The organism is Bacillus manliponensis, assembly GCF_000712595.1.
In the GTDB taxonomy this organism is placed as follows: Bacteria; Bacillota; Bacilli; order Bacillales; family Bacillaceae_G; genus Bacillus_A; species Bacillus_A manliponensis.
This window is the reverse complement of record NZ_JOTN01000008.1, coordinates 101,133-119,365: the sequence shown is the minus strand read 5'-3', so window position 1 is coordinate 119,365 and position 18,233 is coordinate 101,133. Positions and strand designations below refer to the sequence as shown.

General features: G+C 34.6%; 14 protein-coding genes and 2 pseudogenes. 5 read left to right on the top strand and 11 right to left on the bottom strand.

The features are described 5' to 3' along the window. Position 1: 1 nt before the first annotated feature. Both BAMA_RS11425 and BAMA_RS11420 read right to left on the bottom strand, forming a co-directional pair. Positions 2-1,639, bottom strand: a complete 1,638-nt coding sequence (locus tag BAMA_RS11425) for a PTS transporter subunit IIBC (RefSeq protein ID WP_034639101.1) — start codon at positions 1,637-1,639, stop codon at positions 2-4. 201 nt (positions 1,640-1,840) lie between these two features. Next, positions 1,841-3,562, bottom strand: coding sequence for a glycoside hydrolase family 13 protein (locus BAMA_RS11420; RefSeq protein WP_415782951.1), 1,722 nt, complete (start codon positions 3,560-3,562; stop codon positions 1,841-1,843). A gap of 229 nt (positions 3,563-3,791) precedes the next feature. Here BAMA_RS11420 and BAMA_RS11415 point away from each other — a divergent pair, with 229 nt between their 5' ends. Then, positions 3,792-5,489 (top strand): hypothetical protein, encoded by a 1,698-nt coding sequence (locus tag BAMA_RS11415; RefSeq protein ID WP_034639099.1) that lies wholly within the window; start codon positions 3,792-3,794, stop codon positions 5,487-5,489. Between the two features lie 47 nt (positions 5,490-5,536). On the opposite strand, the gene BAMA_RS11410 is transcribed toward BAMA_RS11415, so the two are convergent. Together BAMA_RS11410 and BAMA_RS11405 are read right to left on the bottom strand one after the other, a co-directional pair. Then, entirely contained in the window at positions 5,537-6,103 is a 567-nt protein-coding gene (locus tag BAMA_RS11410) for a lipoprotein BA_5634 family protein (RefSeq protein ID WP_034639098.1), read from the bottom strand. Between the two features lie 173 nt (positions 6,104-6,276). Then, a pseudogene (locus BAMA_RS11405) lies at positions 6,277-6,756 on the bottom strand (RNA-guided endonuclease InsQ/TnpB family protein); the annotation flags it as partial. 201 nt (positions 6,757-6,957) lie between these two features. Between BAMA_RS11405 and BAMA_RS24005 the strand changes: the two are divergent. Next, positions 6,958-7,368 (top strand): annotated as a pseudogene (locus BAMA_RS24005) (BBE domain-containing protein); the annotation flags it as partial. A gap of 11 nt (positions 7,369-7,379) precedes the next feature. Here the strand turns inward: BAMA_RS24005 and BAMA_RS11395 are convergent. Next, on the bottom strand, positions 7,380-8,672 hold the full coding sequence (locus BAMA_RS11395; RefSeq protein WP_034639095.1) for a methyl-accepting chemotaxis protein: 1,293 nt from the start codon (positions 8,670-8,672) through the stop codon (positions 7,380-7,382). Positions 8,673-8,836: 164 nt separating this feature from the next. Then, a complete protein-coding gene (locus BAMA_RS24895; RefSeq protein WP_200874678.1) occupies positions 8,837-8,986 on the bottom strand; it encodes a hypothetical protein in 150 nt (49 codons plus the stop codon). A 135-nt stretch (positions 8,987-9,121) separates the two neighbouring features. Between BAMA_RS24895 and BAMA_RS11390 the strand changes: the two genes are divergently transcribed. The 3 genes from BAMA_RS11390 to BAMA_RS11380 all read left to right on the top strand — a co-directional run bounded on the left by BAMA_RS11390 (position 9,122) and on the right by BAMA_RS11380 (position 11,412). Beyond that, positions 9,122-9,844 (top strand): amino acid ABC transporter ATP-binding protein, encoded by a 723-nt coding sequence (locus BAMA_RS11390; RefSeq protein WP_034639094.1) that lies wholly within the window; start codon positions 9,122-9,124, stop codon positions 9,842-9,844. Between the two features lie 20 nt (positions 9,845-9,864). After that, on the top strand, positions 9,865-10,656 hold the full coding sequence (locus tag BAMA_RS11385; protein ID WP_034639092.1) for an ABC transporter substrate-binding protein: 792 nt from the start codon (positions 9,865-9,867) through the stop codon (positions 10,654-10,656). A gap of 66 nt (positions 10,657-10,722) precedes the next feature. Further along, positions 10,723-11,412: an amino acid ABC transporter permease gene (locus BAMA_RS11380; RefSeq protein WP_034639091.1), complete on the top strand. Its 690-nt coding sequence runs from the start codon at positions 10,723-10,725 to the stop codon at positions 11,410-11,412. Positions 11,413-11,521: 109 nt separating this feature from the next. Here BAMA_RS11380 and desB read toward each other — a convergent pair whose 3' ends face one another. The 5 genes from desB to BAMA_RS11355 form a co-directional block, all read right to left on the bottom strand. After that, complete coding sequence (desB, locus tag BAMA_RS11375) at positions 11,522-12,610, bottom strand: Delta(10) desaturase DesB (protein WP_034639090.1); 1,089 nt, start codon at positions 12,608-12,610, stop codon at positions 11,522-11,524. A 479-nt stretch (positions 12,611-13,089) separates the two neighbouring features. After that, positions 13,090-13,866 (bottom strand): nucleotidyltransferase domain-containing protein, encoded by a 777-nt coding sequence (locus BAMA_RS11370; protein ID WP_034639213.1) that lies wholly within the window; start codon positions 13,864-13,866, stop codon positions 13,090-13,092. A gap of 333 nt (positions 13,867-14,199) precedes the next feature. Continuing rightward, the gene (locus BAMA_RS11365; RefSeq protein ID WP_034639089.1) at positions 14,200-15,309 is read right to left on the bottom strand and encodes a PRK06851 family protein; all 1,110 of its coding nucleotides are present in this window, start codon (positions 15,307-15,309) and stop codon (positions 14,200-14,202) included. 289 nt (positions 15,310-15,598) lie between these two features. After that, positions 15,599-16,792 (bottom strand): HD domain-containing phosphohydrolase, encoded by a 1,194-nt coding sequence (locus tag BAMA_RS11360; RefSeq protein WP_034639088.1) that lies wholly within the window; start codon positions 16,790-16,792, stop codon positions 15,599-15,601. A 198-nt stretch (positions 16,793-16,990) separates the two neighbouring features. Then, entirely contained in the window at positions 16,991-18,229 is a 1,239-nt protein-coding gene (locus BAMA_RS11355; protein WP_034639087.1) for an ATP-binding protein, read from the bottom strand. Positions 18,230-18,233: the final 4 nt, after the last annotated feature.

The window sequence follows — 18,233 nt, the reverse complement described above, 5'->3', positions numbered from 1 at the left end:
ATTATGCACCTAATTGATCTTGAATGTCTGACTTAATTACGTCAGCTTTCGGACCATAAATCGCTTGTACTCCCTTATCTTTTACAATTAATCCAAGCGCACCGTTTTGTTTCCATTCTTGTTCTGATGCGACAAGTTCTGTATTCTTTACAGTTACACGTAAGCGTGTCATACAAGCATCTACGTCCTCAATATTCTCTGGCCCACCTAGTAACTCGATAATCGTTCCAGCTAATGATCCTTCTTTCACATTTCCTTCATTAGCTTCTCCTGCTTCTTCATTATCAATGTAGTTACCAGCACGACCTGGTGTTGGTATATTGAACTTTTTGATTAAGAAGTTGAATAATGCAAAGTTTAAACCAAAGAATGCAAGTGATACAACTACGAAGTTAATTAAGTCTTTTGTTAATCCTGCATTCACCATCATTGGCGTACGTGTTAATAGCTCGATAAATCCAAAGGCATGAACACGTAAATCAATTAAATCTGCTAATGCAAACGCTAAACCAGTTGTAATCGCATACACAACATATAATACCGGAGCAATAAACATGAACATAAACTCAATCGGTTCTGTTACACCTGTTAAAAATACTGCTAGTGCTGCAGAAAGGAACATTGGTTTATATTTATTACGCTTTTCTTTATCAACGTTACGGTACATTGCAAATGCAATACCAATTAAAGAAGCTGTTGAAATAATAACTTGTCCTGCTTTAAAACGAGCTGGTACAACTTCATTTAGTAACTGCTCATATGCTTTCACATCGCCAGCCGCTAGTAAGTTATTTAAATCTGTAATCCAAGCAAGCCAAAGTGGATCTTGTCCTGCTACAACTTGTCCAATCTTTGTACCCGTTAACATCGTATATGTGCCACCAAGCTCTGTATAGTTCATTGGAACCGTCAACATATGATGCAAGCCAAATGGTAATAGTAAACGCTCTAACGTACCATATACGAATGGTGCAACAATTGGTGCACTATCTTTTGAAGTAGCAATCCAACGTCCAAATTCGTTTAACCCATTTTGAACGAATGGCCATAATAATGATAAAATAATTGCCGTTACTGTGGAACCAACAATTACTACGAATGGTACAAAACGTTTTCCGTTAAAGAACGCTAATGCTTGTGGTAATCGATCATAGTTATAATATTTATTATATAATGTAGCTCCTAAGAAACCTGAAATAATACCAATAAATACTCCCATGTTTAATGCAGGTGCACCAAGCACAGATGTGAAGTAATCTTTAACAAGTAAGTCCCCAGCTAATAAAGAAGATACTTCTGCTTTTGAATCCGCTAACATTTCACTGTTTACACCAAACAATGCTCCTGTAATACGATTCGTTAAAATAAATGCGATAAGCGCTGCAAATGCACCACCTGCACGATCTTTTGCCCACGATCCCCCAATTGCGACAGCAAATAAAATGTGCAAGTTCGTAATAATTGCCCAGCCGATATCTTCTACAACTCTAGCAATCGTATGAACAGCATTGATATCACCAGCAAACATCCCGATAAGTTTCCCGATAGAAACCATCAGGCCAGCAGCTGGCATAACCGCTACAACAACAAGTAACGCTTTTCCGAACTTTTGCCAAAAATCAAAAGATGTAATTTTCATCTTTCTTGTCCTCCCCTTTTATATATATCATTTCTTTTATAAATATAAGTGCATTCATTCAATGAAAACGATTCCTTTTGATAAATTTACGCAACCGTTTTCATAAATCTATTGTAATAAAAGCGTTTTCACTTTGCAATCATATTTTTAATAAAATATAAATTTTTAATAAAAAGGATGCTATTTCTAGCATCCTTTTTATTAAGAAATACGATAAACTCTTGTCTCATAAGGTTTTAATTCAATTTTTGTTGTTGCTTCATGATTTGCTACTTCATAGTTATTTAAAAGCAAACGATTGCATTCTAGAGCGAATGCTTCCTCTTCATATACTGCTTCACTCTTTGAAATGTTACTAATTACAATTACTTTTTCCTCACCAAGCGTACGTGTATATGCATAAATTTGTGGATCTTCTTCTAACAATAAATCATACGTGCCATAATTAAATACTTCATTCTCTTTTTTCAGACGAATCATCTTTTTATAGAAGTTTAAAATAGATTCGGAATCAGCTTCTTGCGCTTCAACATTAATATCTTTGTAATTTGGATTCATACCAAACCAAGGTGTACCTGTTGTAAACCCAGCGTTTTCTTCTTTATTCCATTGCATTGGTGTACGTGAATTATCACGGCAAGATGCCCAAATAATCTCCATCATCTCTTTATGCGAAACACCTTCTGCGATTTTTTCGCGATATAAATTTTTAACTGCTACATCATCATAATCCTCGATATTTGGAAATTGAACATTTGTCATACCAATTTCTTGACCTTGATAAATAAACGGCGTCCCATGCATAAAGAAGTACAATGCTCCTAATGCTGTTGCACTTTCGCGCCAATACTGCGCATCATCTCCCCAAGTAGATACGATACGTGGCTTATCATGATTCTCAATGTACAATGCATTCCAACCTTTATTCTCTAAACCTTTTTGCCATTTTGTTAATACCTTTTTTAGTCCAACAACATCAAGCTCTTTCTTCTTTTCTGCATCCCATAAACTTAAATGTTCAAACTGGAATACCATATTGAACTTGCCGTTCTCTTCTCCAACCCAAAGCTCAGCATCTTCAATTTTCACACCGTTTGCTTCACCAACCGTCATAATATCATAGTTAGAAAAAGTTCTCTCTTTTAGCTCTTCTAAAAGTGGCTGAATACCGTCTACATTCATATGTTTATCGAAAGAAGAAACATATTTTAAACCTTTTGGATTTGGCATATCTTTCATGCCATCTTCTTTTTTAATATGACTAATCGCATCAACGCGGAAGCCATCAATTCCTTTATCTAACCACCAATTTACTGTGTCATATAAAGCTTCACGAACCTCTTCGTTTTCCCAGTTTAAATCTGGTTGCTTACGTGAGAATAAATGTAAGTAGTATTGATCTGTTTCTTCATCATATTCCCAAGCTGAACCATTGAAGATACTTTCCCAGTTATTCGGCTCTTTTCCATCTTTTCCGTCACGCCAAATGTACCAATCACGCTTTGGATTATCTTTAGAAGAACGAGATTCAATAAACCATGGATGCTCATCACTCGTATGATTAATAACTAAATCAATAATAAGTTTCATTCCGCGCTTATGAACTTCTTCTAATAATTGATCAAAATCAGCCATCGTACCAAATTCGTCCATAATTTCTTGATAGTCACTAATATCATAACCATTATCATCATTCGGTGATTTGTACATTGGACAAATCCAAATTACATCTATCCCTAAGTCTTTTAAGTAATCCAACTTTGAAATCATACCTTGTAAATCGCCAATACCGTCACCATTTGAATCCATAAAACTACGAGGATAAATTTGATAAGCGACTGCTTCTTTCCACCAAGTTTTGTTCATCATATTGTCTCTCTCCTCATGCATGAAATAATGCAAACGTTTTCGTAACACTATCATAACAAAATATGAAGAGTTTGCAACGTTTTTTATTAGAACTTGTTATTCGCTTTCCAACATGAAAAATTTCAATTTTTCTCATCTTATATTATGAAAAGTTCTATTACTCTTCCCTGCTAAAAACATCGATGACTATACTTTCTATTATCATAAGGTTTTTGTTGCTTATACATATGAAATCCATTATCTTAAAGGATATCTTACAATTCTAAAGCTATATGGAGGGCTTATGTTACTATCTTTGAAAATAAAGAAATTGTGTGCAGCCATGCAAGATAACAACTTTAACATTCGTTATCAAGCGATGCTTGATTTACATAATATAGAAGAAAATACGTTATCAATTCCTATACTAGTGCAGCTCATTGAAGCTGCATGTGAATCATATCCAAAACCGTTTAATGAACAAGATGATCCAAGCTTTTGTATCATGTCTTTTGTAAATAAATATGCTAATGAAAGTATGATTGCGCCTATACAACAACATTTTTCAAATTTCTCACCAAGAGCAAAAGAAGTTACTTTTGAAACCTTATTAAATATCGATGACTATAAAGGAATTCCAGTATTTCTACAGTTAGCACGTAGTTGCGATGAACATGTGACAGTTCCATTTTGGTTACTCGAAGACATAGATGGCATTGGCAAATATATTTTCCCGGAACTTTTACAACTGTTACTACATAAACAATATAATTTAACCCTGTCAGATCAAGCACTACTACAACATACAGTGTTAGCAAAAGCGGAAACTCTATATAAAAGTTACGGCTTATATGAGAAAGAATATAGTCTTGAAAAAGCCTATCAGCAGTGGAGTGATATGTACTTGCCACTCCGTTCGGAATTAAGTATGTACTGCGGAGTAATGGGATTTTTACAAGACTCTCAAACAAAACATTTTCTCAATCAATTACTATTAGCAAAAGATGATTGGATTGCATGTAGCGCTCTTATCTCATTAACAAGAAGAGGGGTTGAAGCTGGGCCAACTATATATGAAACATATGCAAAGTCCTCTGAAACACGTAGCTTTTTACTAGTACAGTTACAACTTATGGAGCAAGAAGACTTATTCCCGTCTCTATATAAAACACAACACCAGCTTGTCCTTGGACAAATCGAAGAAATGTTACTGGAAGGTAAATTTAAACATCTTCCAAATAAACATACACTTTGGACAGAATGCGAGCGAGAAGATGAAGATGGTACGAATTGGATTTACTATGTAACAAAGTTTACGAGCGACCACCTTCCTTGGAAAGAACAAGGAGAGTTAACAGCTGTTGCTCGTGTACAGAAAGAAAAAATGAAATCGGGATTCACAGCAGAAATAGAAGCATTTACAGGCTATGAAAAAGCAAACGCATATGAAATCGAAGAGCATATTGAACGTGCAATTGAATTTGGAAGTAATGATGACGAACTTGCAATGATAAGTGAAGAGACAATCTATGAATTTAGTCCTTCATTTCATTATATGAGACTAATTAGCTCTATTTTATTAACTGGGTTTGCCATTTTTCATGTGAAAGATAAAAGTTTCATAGAAATCTTATTGATCGCTACTTTCATTACCGTTTTAGTGTGGATTATACAAAAGAATTATCGCGAAGTACGAGCAACCTCAGTTCAATTAAAACGAGGATCCATTGAGTATGTAACGATGTACAATGCTTGGAAAGTAAATATTTCTGAAATTGCTTTCGTGAATTGTGAAAGAAGAAAGTTCCAAAAGGGAGAACGTTTAGAGAAACTGAGATCTTCTGGAGATTACATTGTTCTTTCCAATGCACAGCAAGAAGAATTGCTAGCAATACCTGTTGATTCATTCGATGAGGACCTATTCTTTAATTGGATTGAACATATCGTTCCTCATGCATCCGTTAAAATCACTTCAAAAAGAATTAAGACAAAAATTTTATAATCAAAAACAAGGTAGCTCTTATATGAGCTACCTTATTTTTAATTTCATTATTCTTTAATTTTCACAAGCTGTGCGTCTACCTCATCACCTTTAGGTATCTGTTTTGCTGGGTCTTTTTCAAACTTCAGTACACCTACTGTCGTTTCTTCGCCATTCACACTTGCATATTTCCCGTTCTCTACAACGGCAAACATATCCGCATAAGAACGACCATCACCGATGATTACATTTCCTTCATATTTTAACGCATACCCATCAAGAGCTACATTTGTCATTTCTTCTTTCGCAAATAATACACCTTGATTTTCTGTTACTGTTGGTAATTTATCAATTGCTGTCGTTTTATCATTCTCTACTTTCTTTAATAGTTCCTTTTTCATTAGCTCATCCGCTGTTTTTTGATCCATAACAAGCACTTTTTTATCGTCAATATTTACAACTTTCATCTTATACATATCTTTTTCAGCGGGCTTTTCTTTATCCGCAACTGCTTGTACTTGTGTTTCAGTTCCATATAATACAAAACCATTCGCTTTTTCTCCTAATAATCCACAACCTGTTAAAGCACTCATAGAAATTGCTGCCGCTAAACTTAACCTTACTAATTTTTTCATATATACCAAACTCCTATAGTTTTTATCATTTCTACCATGTTCAGTATATAGAAATAGTGTTCTCTCAACTATCGAGTTAACTTACATAAGTATTACAATTTTGTAAGTTAGTTCTTTAGCTTTTTCTCATATGAATACTGCTATATTTGAAATTATTCATAATATCAAGAAAATAAAATCAACTGTTTGATTAGCCCTTCTATTTGCCTATGCAGATGAATCTCTATTTCCCCTAATTGTTTGTTATATAACTTTCCGTCATCTGAAAATGACATTGCAAAGCGGTGTTTCCCATTCGATTTGAATCCAAATTGAGGGAACGTGAGACTATTGTAGTCTTTATATGTTTTCAATTTGGGATAGTTTGTATCTCCACGAAAAAAGCCATCATATGCCTTTTTGAGTCGTAAAAATACTTCTTGTAAGGGCTGTGATGGCACTTCTTTCAGAAAAAGATATCTCTTCTTATCGATTACTTGTTGCTTTTGCATGTCAGAACGTGTATACACTTGCTTATTTTCTTTATATTTTCTCTGTTTATCTAAAAGAGCAGAGTTATAGGTTTGACGACAATATTGTAGCCAACGTTCTAACATGTCTTTCTGTTCTTTCGTGGGAAAAATTTCATACTTTTGGCTCAGCAACATTGTCATCACCCTCCTTATTTTTCATTGTAGTGTTTCAAATTCCTACAAACAAAAACGAATGTACGTTCCTTTTTTTTTACTAGTATACATAAAGTTACAGGAAAAGGAAACAAAAATTCGTGCTGTGCACGACCAACATTCATCCCCTCCCTACTACTGGACTATGTCCTGCACGCGCTTGAGGAAGGAGACTTCTGTTGGAGTACTGTTAAAGGCATTCATATATTAAAGCGTTTTTTAGAACATGCCCCAAGTCCTAATGCAAGTATTTGGCATCAGTCATTAATTGGTGCTGTTCAAGACATTTTTCCTCATCAAACAGCATATTTCCACCGAAATGCAATCATTGCTCAAGAATATATTACTTCCTGGAATAACGATTGCGATGAACAAATCAATATGGATTGGATTAAGCATCTAAGAGATGACATGTTACCTTATACAAAAGGTGACTATGTAAATTGGCCTGATTTAAATATTAAAGATTGGCCAACTACGTATTATGGAACCAACTTTACAAAATTAAGAGAAGTAAAAACTTCCTATGATCCTTATGATGTATTTCGTTTTCCTCAAAGTATTCCACCGCTTGGCAAAAAGAAAAAGGAAGAACAGTAAATCGTTCTTCCTTATACCATAAATTGTTCGATTGTCTTCTTTAATTCTGCTGATCGCTCTTCTAACTCTTTTGATAGTTGATCAATTAATACCATATTCTCAGATTGTTTCAGTGTTACACGCGTTACTTCTTGTGATCCTGCTGATGTTTCTTCAGCAATCGCAGCTACTTCTTTTGTTTGTATACCTGTCTCATGAATCTGTTCCATTTGCTCATTCATATATTTACTAATTAACTGAATGGCTTCTGCTACTTCTATAATGCTTGAACTCATCTCTTTTAAGATTAGTTCAGTTGCTGCACCTCGCTTTGCCTCTTCCCTCGCTGTTTTCACTTGTCCTGTCATTTGCTTTGCAACGTGATCTACCTCTGTTTGCATATCATGAAGTAATCGTGAAATATTTTGAGCTGAATTTGCACTTTCATCAGCAAGCTTTCGAACTTCTTCTGCAACAACTGCAAATCCTCTTCCATGCTCTCCAGCGCGCGCTGCTTCAATTGATGCATTTAACGCTAGTAAATTCGTTTGACTAGCGATTTCACTAACTAACGAAACAATATGCCCCACTTGTTTCGTATGCTCTTCTAGCTTTTGTACACTTTGCATAGATTGTTCATTTTCTTTTGCTAACGTTTGAATTCCTTCAATTAAAGAAACAAATACTTTCGTACTTTGTCCTAACGCTTGTACCATTTGACTTGATAACTGATTCGAATGGTTTGCCTTCTCTTCCACTTCACTTGCAATTGATATTGTCTTATCCACTGTCGAAACAATGGTTTGAATAGATGCTGCTGATTGTTCTGCCCCTAATGAAATTTCAGAAAGTGTTTCTGATACACCTTGCGCTTGTTTTGTTGCTTCACTTGTTTGCTCACGAATTTGTTCCACATGATGATTTGTATACGTAAATGTTGTATCAATATTTTTTACCATCGTGCGTAAATTACTAAGCATTGTATTAAAAGCTACACTTAAAGAACGAATTTCATCATCTGTCTTTGGAAGAGGGACATCTTCACGAATATCACCCTCTGCAGCTTTGTGTGCTGCTTCCTCTAATTTTCGTAACGGCTTAATTAGAAAATCTGCTGCGAAATATGCTAAAATACCAGACCATATAACACCTAGCAACATAACTACAATGTTATACAATGTTTGATTTACATACTGATCTACATAGTCATACAAAACATAAATAAATACCACGCTTGTTGAGTATGTAATGAATGCTAATATTGTCGTAAATAGCATAAGCTGTATGCGTAAGCCGAATGAAAAAGGTTTTTTTTCATCTCTCATTTGTAACTCCCCCTATTTGTCCCACTAATTGCAGGTCACCTTATATCACATAAACAACGTCTATATACTACTATTCCTATTTTTATTATATATACATAAAATGATTATTAAAATATCTTTTTTGGAATTCAATAAAGTGAAACCTCACTCAGTGGGGGGGTTCTTCATCCCCACTGAGCGTTAGTTAAACAAATCGGGCTTTTACGGATTGCTAATCCCCCACCTAAACTTCTTCGTTTTCTCTCAAGTTTTGAAGTGGGAGTCTTACAGTCCGCAAATAGCGGGATAAAAGCAAGAAAATCCTTCTCTTCCATATACTCACCCTCTAAAAATAAGTTTTTTGAAAGCACAAAACACAAATTTGAGAAAAAAATAAAGGAATTTGACGTTTTATCCCTAATAACAAAGAAAAGATGCATTTTATAAAAAATTGTTATTGGGGGATTGGTATGATTCAAGTTCAAAATCTCGTAAAGTCATTTGACTCACTACAAGTATTAAAAGGGATTGATCTACAAGTAAAAGAAAAAGAAGTTGTTGTTTTAATTGGTGCCAGTGGTTCTGGTAAAAGCACATTACTCCGCTGTTTGAACTTTTTAGAAACGTATGACAAAGGTGAAGTTTGGATACAAGGTAAACAAATTGACCCAAAGCTTACGAATTTAAACAACGTCCGCGAAAATGTTGGAATGGTTTTTCAGCATTTTAATCTATTTCCTCATATGACTACATTAGAAAACATCATAGAAGCACCCATTCACGTCAAAAAACTAGAAAAAGCAAAAGCAAAAGAACTCGCTTACGAGTTACTTAAAAAAGTTGGCTTGCAAGATAAAGCCGATGTTACACCAGATTTATTATCAGGTGGGCAAAAACAACGTGTCGCCATTGCAAGGGCACTTGCGATGAATCCAAAGGTCATGTTATTTGATGAACCAACTTCAGCCCTTGACCCTGAGCTTGTTGGCGAAGTACTACAAGTTATGAAAGAGCTTGCTGAAGAAGGAATGACGATGATTATTGTTACACATGAAATGAGTTTCGCTAGAGATGTAGCTGACCGCATTATTTTTATGGATGACGGACAAATTGCTGAAGATGCACCGCCAGAACAATTTTTCACCGCACCATCAAGTGAACGAGCAAAACAATTTTTACGCAACATTATATAAAGAAAATGGAGGGGATTTGAATGAAACGAAAAGTGTTTGCAATTCTTACCGTACTCACATTATTTTCTTCTATCTTATTAGGTGCCTGTAGTAAAGAAACAAGCTCAGATTCAGCTGATGGAAAAAAAGAGTTCCGCTATGCAATGAGTGGATTATATAAGCCGTTTAATTATAAAGACAACGGAAAACTTGTTGGGTTTGATGTTGAAATTGGCGAAGCTCTTGCGAAGAAGATGGGAATGAAGCCTGTTCCAGTTACCAATCCGTGGGAAACGTTAATCCAAGGGTTAGATGCAAAGAAATATGATGTCATTTTAGGAAGTATGGCGATTACGGAAGAACGTTTAAAAGCAGTAAACTTTACGAATCCATATTACCGCTCTGGTGCACAAATTTTCGTTTCTGAAAATAACGATTCCATTTCATCAGCAAAAGATTTAAAAGGGAAAAAAGTAGGTGTAGTAAAAGCAAGCACATTTAAAGATCTTGTCGCAGAGCATACAGATCAAATTACAGAATATGATAGTGATCTTACTGCAATTATGGATTTAGAGCCTGGTCGTGTAGACGCTGTTGTCACAGATCAGATGGTAGGTCTTCGCGTCATGAAAGAAGGAAAATCAAATATTAAAGATGCTGGAAAGCCTCTATCATTAGACGAAATGGCTATTGCTGTTCGAAAAGAGGACAAAGAACTACTAGAGAAAGTAAATAAAGCTTTAGATGAAATTATTCAAGATGGGACATATGAAAAAATCAGTAAAAAGTGGTTTGGTCGTAACATTCTTGGAGAAGAAACAGATACAAAATAAACTTTAATTGATGTCCCGTTAATATGTAACGGGACATTCTCATTCACTATATGAGGGGGGACCTTTATGCTTGAAATCTTTACTTCTACATATCCAATATTTTTAAAAGCTGTCGTACTGACACTACAATTAACGATTACATCTTTAGCACTTGCTTGTGTGATCGGACTCATATTTGCTTTTTTCCGTATTTCCAACAGTAAAATTTTAAATGGCATTGCTCAAGTGTATATTGCGATTATTCGCGGAACACCGCTTATTGTCCAAATTATGATTCTCTATTTTGGGATTACTTCTATCATTGTACTTTCTCCATTCTGGGCAGGAACAATCGCTTTAGCAATTCATGGCGGCGCCTATATTACGGAAATTTTCCGAGGAGCCATTCAATCTGTTGATCGTGGACAGTTAGAAGCAGCTAGATCACTAGGAATGTCTTATCCACTCGCAATGCGAAGAATTGTTTTGCCACAAGCATTTCGTTTATCCATTCCACCACTTGGTAATCAATTCATTATTGGGTTAAAAGACTCTTCACTTGTTGCCTATATAGGTGGAACCTCTGAGCTATGGGGCTCTGCTCTATCTGAAGCGGCAGCAAATTACCAACAGCTTGAAACATATATGATCGTTGGGTTTTACTACCTCGTGCTTGTTTTGTTATTTACATACCTTGTACATCTACTAGAAAAAAGAATGGCACGAAAAAACAAAGTCAATGTGCAAAATAATCAACAAAAAGAAGTTTCCATGTAAAAAAACACGAACTTGCAAGCAAGTTCGTGTTTTTTTACGTTTCATATTATATAAAGGTTGTGAGGGTTATATAGATATTTCATCTACAAATTTGATTCAAACATTTTTATTAGCCGTTTTTTAAACCGTTCATTTTCTTTTCTTCTTCTAAATCCTTAGTGCGATATTCTATATTTTCAGGATCTAGCCCATTCCCTAAAGAGCCGTATACGTGTACTTTATGTGGGTCAATTAATTCATTATCTTGATAATATACACGTGGCGTTTTCCAAAGTGTCGCTAACGCTTTCCCCATCGGCATTTCGTGATAGCGTTCTGGCCACATTTCTTTAATTTTCTCTTTTACTAACGGGTAGTATTTTGAACTCATACCTGGGAATAAATGATGCTCAGTATGATATGAGAAATTGAAATGCAGAACATCTACCCAACGCGGCACTGTAACTGATAAAGAATTTGCTAATGGGTCATTAACAGGTGTAACTGGGTTCAAACGGTGATTTGTAGAAATGTATGCCATTACAATAAAGTTTGCAATTAATAATGGAATTACATAAGCAAAAAACCATTTTGCAGGACCCATAATGAACAATAAGCTAATCCATACAGTCCAAGGCAAAAGAAGCTGGAACCATACAGATGGTCTACTTGCTGACTTAAATTCTTTAATGAACTGAAAGAACATACGAGACGAATGCAGTGTAAATTGAATTGTTAACGATGCAAAACTGAAAAAAGAACGAACATGTAATGGAAGACGATATACCCATCGTAAAAACTTACTCTTTTTCCACTTTTCCAATGTAGGCCATGCATCTGGATCTTTTTCATCATGCTGCGTATGAACATGGTGAGTTAAATTATGCCATTTTCTCCATAATTTAGGACCAGTTGATAACGGCATAAATGCAATCGCTCCTAAAAAGTCGCGTAACCATGCTTTTCGTACAACTGTACCATGCAAAATTTCATGACCTAAAAATCCAAGTGACGCAAAACATAATCCTAATACAACCGCAATCCCGATATTTGCCCATACATGTAAGTCAAATAAGCCGATTGCTAAAAATCCCGCTACCGTAATTAAAAGATAAGCTAGTCCACCAAATAACCTAGCTGGAACTGGCTTAAACGCTTTCTTCGGCAAATGCGGGGATACGCGTGCTGCATACCATCCAAACGTATGAAGATCTTTCATCTTTTTGCCCCTTTCTTATGCCGCGCTTTCGCACTTTGTATACATAATCTTGCTTCCAGATTGATATTTGATAATGATTCTCTTTATCACTATCTTAATTTATACTCACTCTTACTTTTTATTATTCATTGAAAAACATTTCTCTTTTTACTCTTTATCAACCTTTCCACATGTTGAATGATATCAGTAGACTTTCTATATTGTCAACAACTTTTATGACCTAGTAATAAAAGTTGGTTATATTTTTATAATCAACTTTTATTTCACAAAAAAGAAAATGCTTATTTATAAAGGATTTCTTTATATAGCAATTTTGTATTTCATCTTAAGTAATAACTTCTAATCAAGAGAGACACATAAAACATTATTAATATCTAATATATGTATATCGAAAATTCAGAGAGCAATAAAAAACTGCACCTTCTCCGGATTTGTTATACTAAAATAATAAAAAACATACAAAAAAACCACTACTCTAATCAGTGGCTACATTCCGATCCACATACGATTTCACGGAATAATTCATTTAGTTCTTCTACATGTACTTCCTGTCCTTTTTCTAATTTTTTCGCATACTGTTCATAGTAATCAATTTGTCGCTCCAAAAACAAGTTCAATATCTTCACTTGCTTTTCATCATCAAGCTCTGCTCCTGCTTTCTTCTGTTGCAGTAAAACTTGTATTTCACTTACGATTTCTGCTGGCAATTTAACTTCATTCATTAATGTTTCAAATTCAACCGGTGGTAAAGTCCCTTTTTCCTCTATCCACTTGCAAGCAAATAATGGCCTGAGGACATAAAAATACTTTTTCAATTTCACTTTTTCTTTTTGTAAAAAAAGCCGATAGTTTTTCGATGCCATATGTAAATAATGATATAAAACTGCCTTTTTATTAAAACTATCATATGCTATTTGTTGTAAACGCTCTGGAAAATCTAATTGTTGACGATACGAAATTGGCGAATGAATCCATTCCAATATTGACGGATTGGACTTCCGAAATAATTGCAAGGCCTTACGAATATCCCAACCACTTATATCTAGCGCGTCACTAATAGGGCATTCAATTACATCACGTTTCTCATCAATGGATAAGTACCACTCTACAGAATGGCAAAAAACAAACCGTACATCATAATCACTATCAGTTGACGGAAATCCCCAAGCGCGGCTTCCTGATTCTACTGCAAATAAAATTTTTACATTGTGGTCTCTTTCAATTCGACACAACTCTTCTAAAATTTTCTCTCTCATATATTCCACTCTCATTTTTTGATTATTTCCTTGGAAATTCGACATTAACTTATGTGTATAATTGACACATTCAAACCTCTGCAATAGACAGCTACTTCTACATAAAGTGAAACTTCAATCAGTGAAGGGTTCTTCATTCCTCACTGATTGTTAACCCGACCAATCGGGCTTTTACATTTAAAAGCGAAGACGACTGTTCAAGCACGACAAGCACAAGATAAGCCTTGGCGTGGCTCAGTTTGCCACAGAAAGGATTAGCTTGTGGCTCGAGTGCTTAGGAGTCGTAGCTAGATACGGGCTGAAAAGAAATAGCTGCCTAGCTCCTATTGTATGTTATTTTGTTTGCTTTGAAAAACTTGCGATACTCTCTAGTTCTTTTTGAATTTCTTCTTTGTATTTGTCTACTTTTTCAAAATCCATTGCAGCAATATAAACTTTTTCTAGCTTATCTCGAACCATTTTCGCTTTTGCTAAATATGATATTGCTTCGCTCATTTTTTCTTTATATCGCAGTGACACATCTTGAATTTCCTGTTCATATTTCTCATCCGTTCCTGGCGTAATAATTAAATCGTACATATCAATAATTTCATCGCCCTCACGTGAAGGGAAATATTCATGCGGTGCAGTACTATCAAAAATTGCAAATCCTAATTCTCTTACAATAATCATATCCAAGCTATTCGGATCAAAACCACAATGATACACTTCTACATCAAATCCTTTTTGCTCCGCAGCTGTAGCTAATTTCTTTAACATTGTTGATTTACCAGAGCCTGGACGCCCTTTAATGAAATACCGTTTTTTCACGTCCTCAGTTAAATTCGGAACGAAATCAACCGCTCCTTTTGGCGTTGCCGCTCCTAAAAAACGATGTTTCACAATTGCCTGTTTCTTATGAGATTCCTTACCGAAGAATGTTTGAATTAATTTCTCTGTTAATTCATTTGCTTTCTCAAAATCAATGTTATCAATATAAAACTTCTCCCACTCATCGTGAACCGCTAACGCTTCTCGAAAACAAGCATACGCCGATTGAAAATGTTTACTCGCTTCTGCTGTATACTGCTGAATCGTCATTTTACTTTCTTTCAGCTTTTTCGAATCCCAAGCAACACCTAAATTCACATATTCCTCCACTGCCCCAGGTGCCTTCGGTTCAATAACATGAGGTGCTGTACCATCTACAACTCCCGCTTTCAAAGCAGGAATAATAACACCATCAATTGAATTATTGTCAGACGAACAATGAAGAAATTCAATGTCATATCCTTTTTGAATCCATGCTCTACCTATCGCTTTCATCAATGAAGATTTCCCTGTTCCTGGTCCACCTTTTAAAATAAATAATCGCTCTAACCCCACTATATTTTCTTCATATAAGCTATAAAAACCTCTGGCAGTATTCCCACCTGCGTAATAATTTATAATTTTCCCTGTCACTGTCTTACCACTCCTTTTACAGCGGTTTCATTACATAAGTACAGTATGCACATTGGGTGGGATGGGTGAATACCTAATTTTCTCTAATATAGAATAAAAAATCCCCTTTAGATAAACAGCAACGAGTCCATCAAATTTAATGATTTCTTCTTACTGAATATCTAAAGAGGATACAGCTATACTTGTTTATAGCTTTAGGACCTTTTTTAATCTAAAGCTATATTACCAAGATCCGAACATATTCCACCAACCATATCGTACCACTACTTGTTCTTGTTTAGTTTCCATTTCATGTCACCTCCTTCAATTCACTTTTTTTAGAATTCTCCTGTAAATACGAACAATCATGATGAAACTTTACCCATTTCGGGTATACTCTTTGAAATATTTCTACTAAGCCTGGATCAAATTGTGTACCACTTCCATCAATTATTCTTTGATAAGCCTCTTCCAACGAGAGCGCCGATCGATATGAACGAGATGACGTCATTGCATCAAAAGCATCTGCAATCGCTGTTATTCTCGCTAAAATTGGGATATCTGTTCTAGCTAATTGATCTGGATAACCGTTTCCATCCCAGCGTTCATGATGTGAGCGAATAACGGGTAGTCCATCTTGTAATCCCGTTACATTTTTAATTGCTTCTTCTCCAACAACCGGATGCGTTTTTATAATTTCGAACTCTTCTCCTGTTAATCTACCAGGTTTTGTTAAAATAGAATCTGGAATGTGAATTTTACCAATATCATGGAGTAAGCAGGCATTATAGAACATTTTTAAGTCCTCTTTATCAAATTGTTTCATTTCTTTAGCAAGCATTAATCCATAATTTGCAACTCTTTCACTATGTCCCCTTGTGTAAGGATCTTTTAATTCTAATGTGGCAATAACACCTTTTACAAGAGCTTCTAATTGCCTATCATAAGAATCTGCAACTGCTTGAACATGCATTTGAAAACGCTTCAATAAAATGTATGCAATACTTGAAAGTATCGTTATAAAGATTACAGGGGCCATAACAACAAAAGTTTGTAATGCAGCACCGATTACGATATATTTTCCAATTAAACTTCCGTATACAAAATAAAAGAATCTGATATTCACGAATATTGGGGTGAATAAAAGCACAAAAAGTTCTACTATATTTCCATTCCTATAGTTTAGGGGGTTATTCCAGTATGAAAATATATCATTTAAAAGCGCTAAAACTATATATACTAAAAATATTATATATTTTATCCACCTTTGTTTGTTTATTTTTTTCAAGTACCAAAAGATAGGAATGTTAATTAACATCCCCACATAAAACCAATAACCCATGGCATTCGATAAATCTTCCACCCCATAAGGGATATACTTGGGTATAAAGTAGTAACAAATCAAATCATAGCAAGCCATTATAAGAATAAATAAAGACAAAAACCAGTGCATTGATTGCTTTTCTTCACTTTCTAAAATAGTGTCATTCAATTGTTTCTTCATATCCTCCTTCTTCCTCTCAATATAGTAAAATAAACCTAATCAATATTTGATTCTCAGCAAATATAAAATCTATCAAATTTAATATTAAACTTAAACAATGTTAATTTTTATTATAAAACAACTTTATAATAAAACAAAGATGTCTCATATGTTTTTCATAGAAAGTCATGCAATACAAAAGAACTTTCCTCCTTTACATTAAGAAAATTTCTTTTTATTATAAACTGGCAATGTCAACGCAACCGTTGTCCCTACTCCCAAACTACTTTCAAAATGCAATTTACCTTCGTGTTCTTCAATAAACTTAGATGTGATCATTAGACCTAAACCTGTTCCATGCTCTTTTGTTGTATAAAAAGCTTCTTTCAATTTTGGAATTTTACCTTCCGGAATTCCACAACCTGTATCAGTAATTCGAATATGTATCTCATCTTTATTAACAACAGCCTGAACAAAAATATTTCCTCCATTCGGCATCGCTTCAATTGCATTTTTAATTAAATTTAAAAAGACTTGTTTCATTTGTTTTTCGTCACAGTTGATTTTAGATAAAGACTCTTGGAAATCTGTTTGTATAGTAATCCCTTGTTTAGACGCGGATTGCTCCACTACTTGAATCACATATAAAATAATTTCTTCTATGTCATTCATTTCATATTCTTTTGATTTTGGTTTTCCAAACAACATTAATTCACCGACAATTTCATTCATACGTTCAATTTCTTGTGTCATAATGTCGTAGTATGTATGATCCCTTGGATATTTTTCTGCTTGTAATTTTGTAAAACCCTTTAAAGCTGTTAATGGATTGCGAATTTCATGCCCAATCGCTGTTGCTAATCTTCCCAGTGCAACCAACTTCTCTTCTGCCTTCATTTTTATATGTACTTGTTCAATGGTTTCAATATATGACTGAAAACGTATTAAAAGTAACCAACATACTACTCCAAATATAAAACATAACGTAATAGCGACCATAACCGTTGTTGTCTGTAGAATAACCCCAACTAACGCATACTTCCCAATTATCCCTGTTGTTACTATCCAAAAATAACGTTTATTAACAAAGAACGGTGAGAAAAAAATAAAAAATACCTCTACTAAATTTCCTGCAAGAAATACTTTAGTTGTCCCGTAGTACATGAGCATATTATTAATGAAATCAAGGAAAATAAAAGCAATAAATAAAATATATTTTATCGCACGCAGATATCTAGTTTTCATTAAAGATATACATATGAAGGCTACTAATGCCATCCAAATATAGAACCATACACCTAGTCCTTCATCTGGAAAAACATATTTATCTAGTTGTGGCTCTGGTACTATAAAAGAGTAGTATATAATATCATTCCCTAAAAAAGTAACATAAAATAAAATAAAAAAAAGTTTAAGTGCTTTTATCTCTTCTTGAGCAAACATATAATCTTTATTCATACAA

What these genes read in the sequence shown, in the direction of transcription:
- BAMA_RS11415 (WP_034639099.1), top strand. Translation starts at nt 3,792, where the DNA reads ATGTTACTATCTTTGAAAATAAAGAAATTGTGTGCAGCCATGCAAGAT.
- BAMA_RS11380 (WP_034639091.1), top strand. Translation starts at nt 10,723, where the DNA reads ATGCTTGAAATCTTTACTTCTACATATCCAATATTTTTAAAAGCTGTC.
- BAMA_RS11425 (WP_034639101.1), bottom strand. Translation starts at nt 1,639, where the DNA reads ATGAAAATTACATCTTTTGATTTTTGGCAAAAGTTCGGAAAAGCGTTA.
- BAMA_RS11370 (WP_034639213.1), bottom strand. Translation starts at nt 13,866, where the DNA reads ATGAGAGAGAAAATTTTAGAAGAGTTGTGTCGAATTGAAAGAGACCAC.
- BAMA_RS11395 (WP_034639095.1), bottom strand. Translation starts at nt 8,672, where the DNA reads ATGAGAGATGAAAAAAAACCTTTTTCATTCGGCTTACGCATACAGCTT.
- BAMA_RS11360 (WP_034639088.1), bottom strand. Translation starts at nt 16,792, where the DNA reads ATGAAGAAACAATTGAATGACACTATTTTAGAAAGTGAAGAAAAGCAA.
- desB (WP_034639090.1), bottom strand. Translation starts at nt 12,610, where the DNA reads ATGAAAGATCTTCATACGTTTGGATGGTATGCAGCACGCGTATCCCCG.
- BAMA_RS11385 (WP_034639092.1), top strand. Translation starts at nt 9,865, where the DNA reads ATGAAACGAAAAGTGTTTGCAATTCTTACCGTACTCACATTATTTTCT.
- BAMA_RS11355 (WP_034639087.1), bottom strand. Translation starts at nt 18,229, where the DNA reads ATGAATAAAGATTATATGTTTGCTCAAGAAGAGATAAAAGCACTTAAA.
- BAMA_RS11420 (WP_415782951.1), bottom strand. Translation starts at nt 3,562, where the DNA reads ATGATAGTGTTACGAAAACGTTTGCATTATTTCATGCATGAGGAGAGA.
- BAMA_RS11410 (WP_034639098.1), bottom strand. Translation starts at nt 6,103, where the DNA reads ATGAAAAAATTAGTAAGGTTAAGTTTAGCGGCAGCAATTTCTATGAGT.
- BAMA_RS24895 (WP_200874678.1), bottom strand. Translation starts at nt 8,986, where the DNA reads ATGGAAGAGAAGGATTTTCTTGCTTTTATCCCGCTATTTGCGGACTGT.
- BAMA_RS11390 (WP_034639094.1), top strand. Translation starts at nt 9,122, where the DNA reads ATGATTCAAGTTCAAAATCTCGTAAAGTCATTTGACTCACTACAAGTA.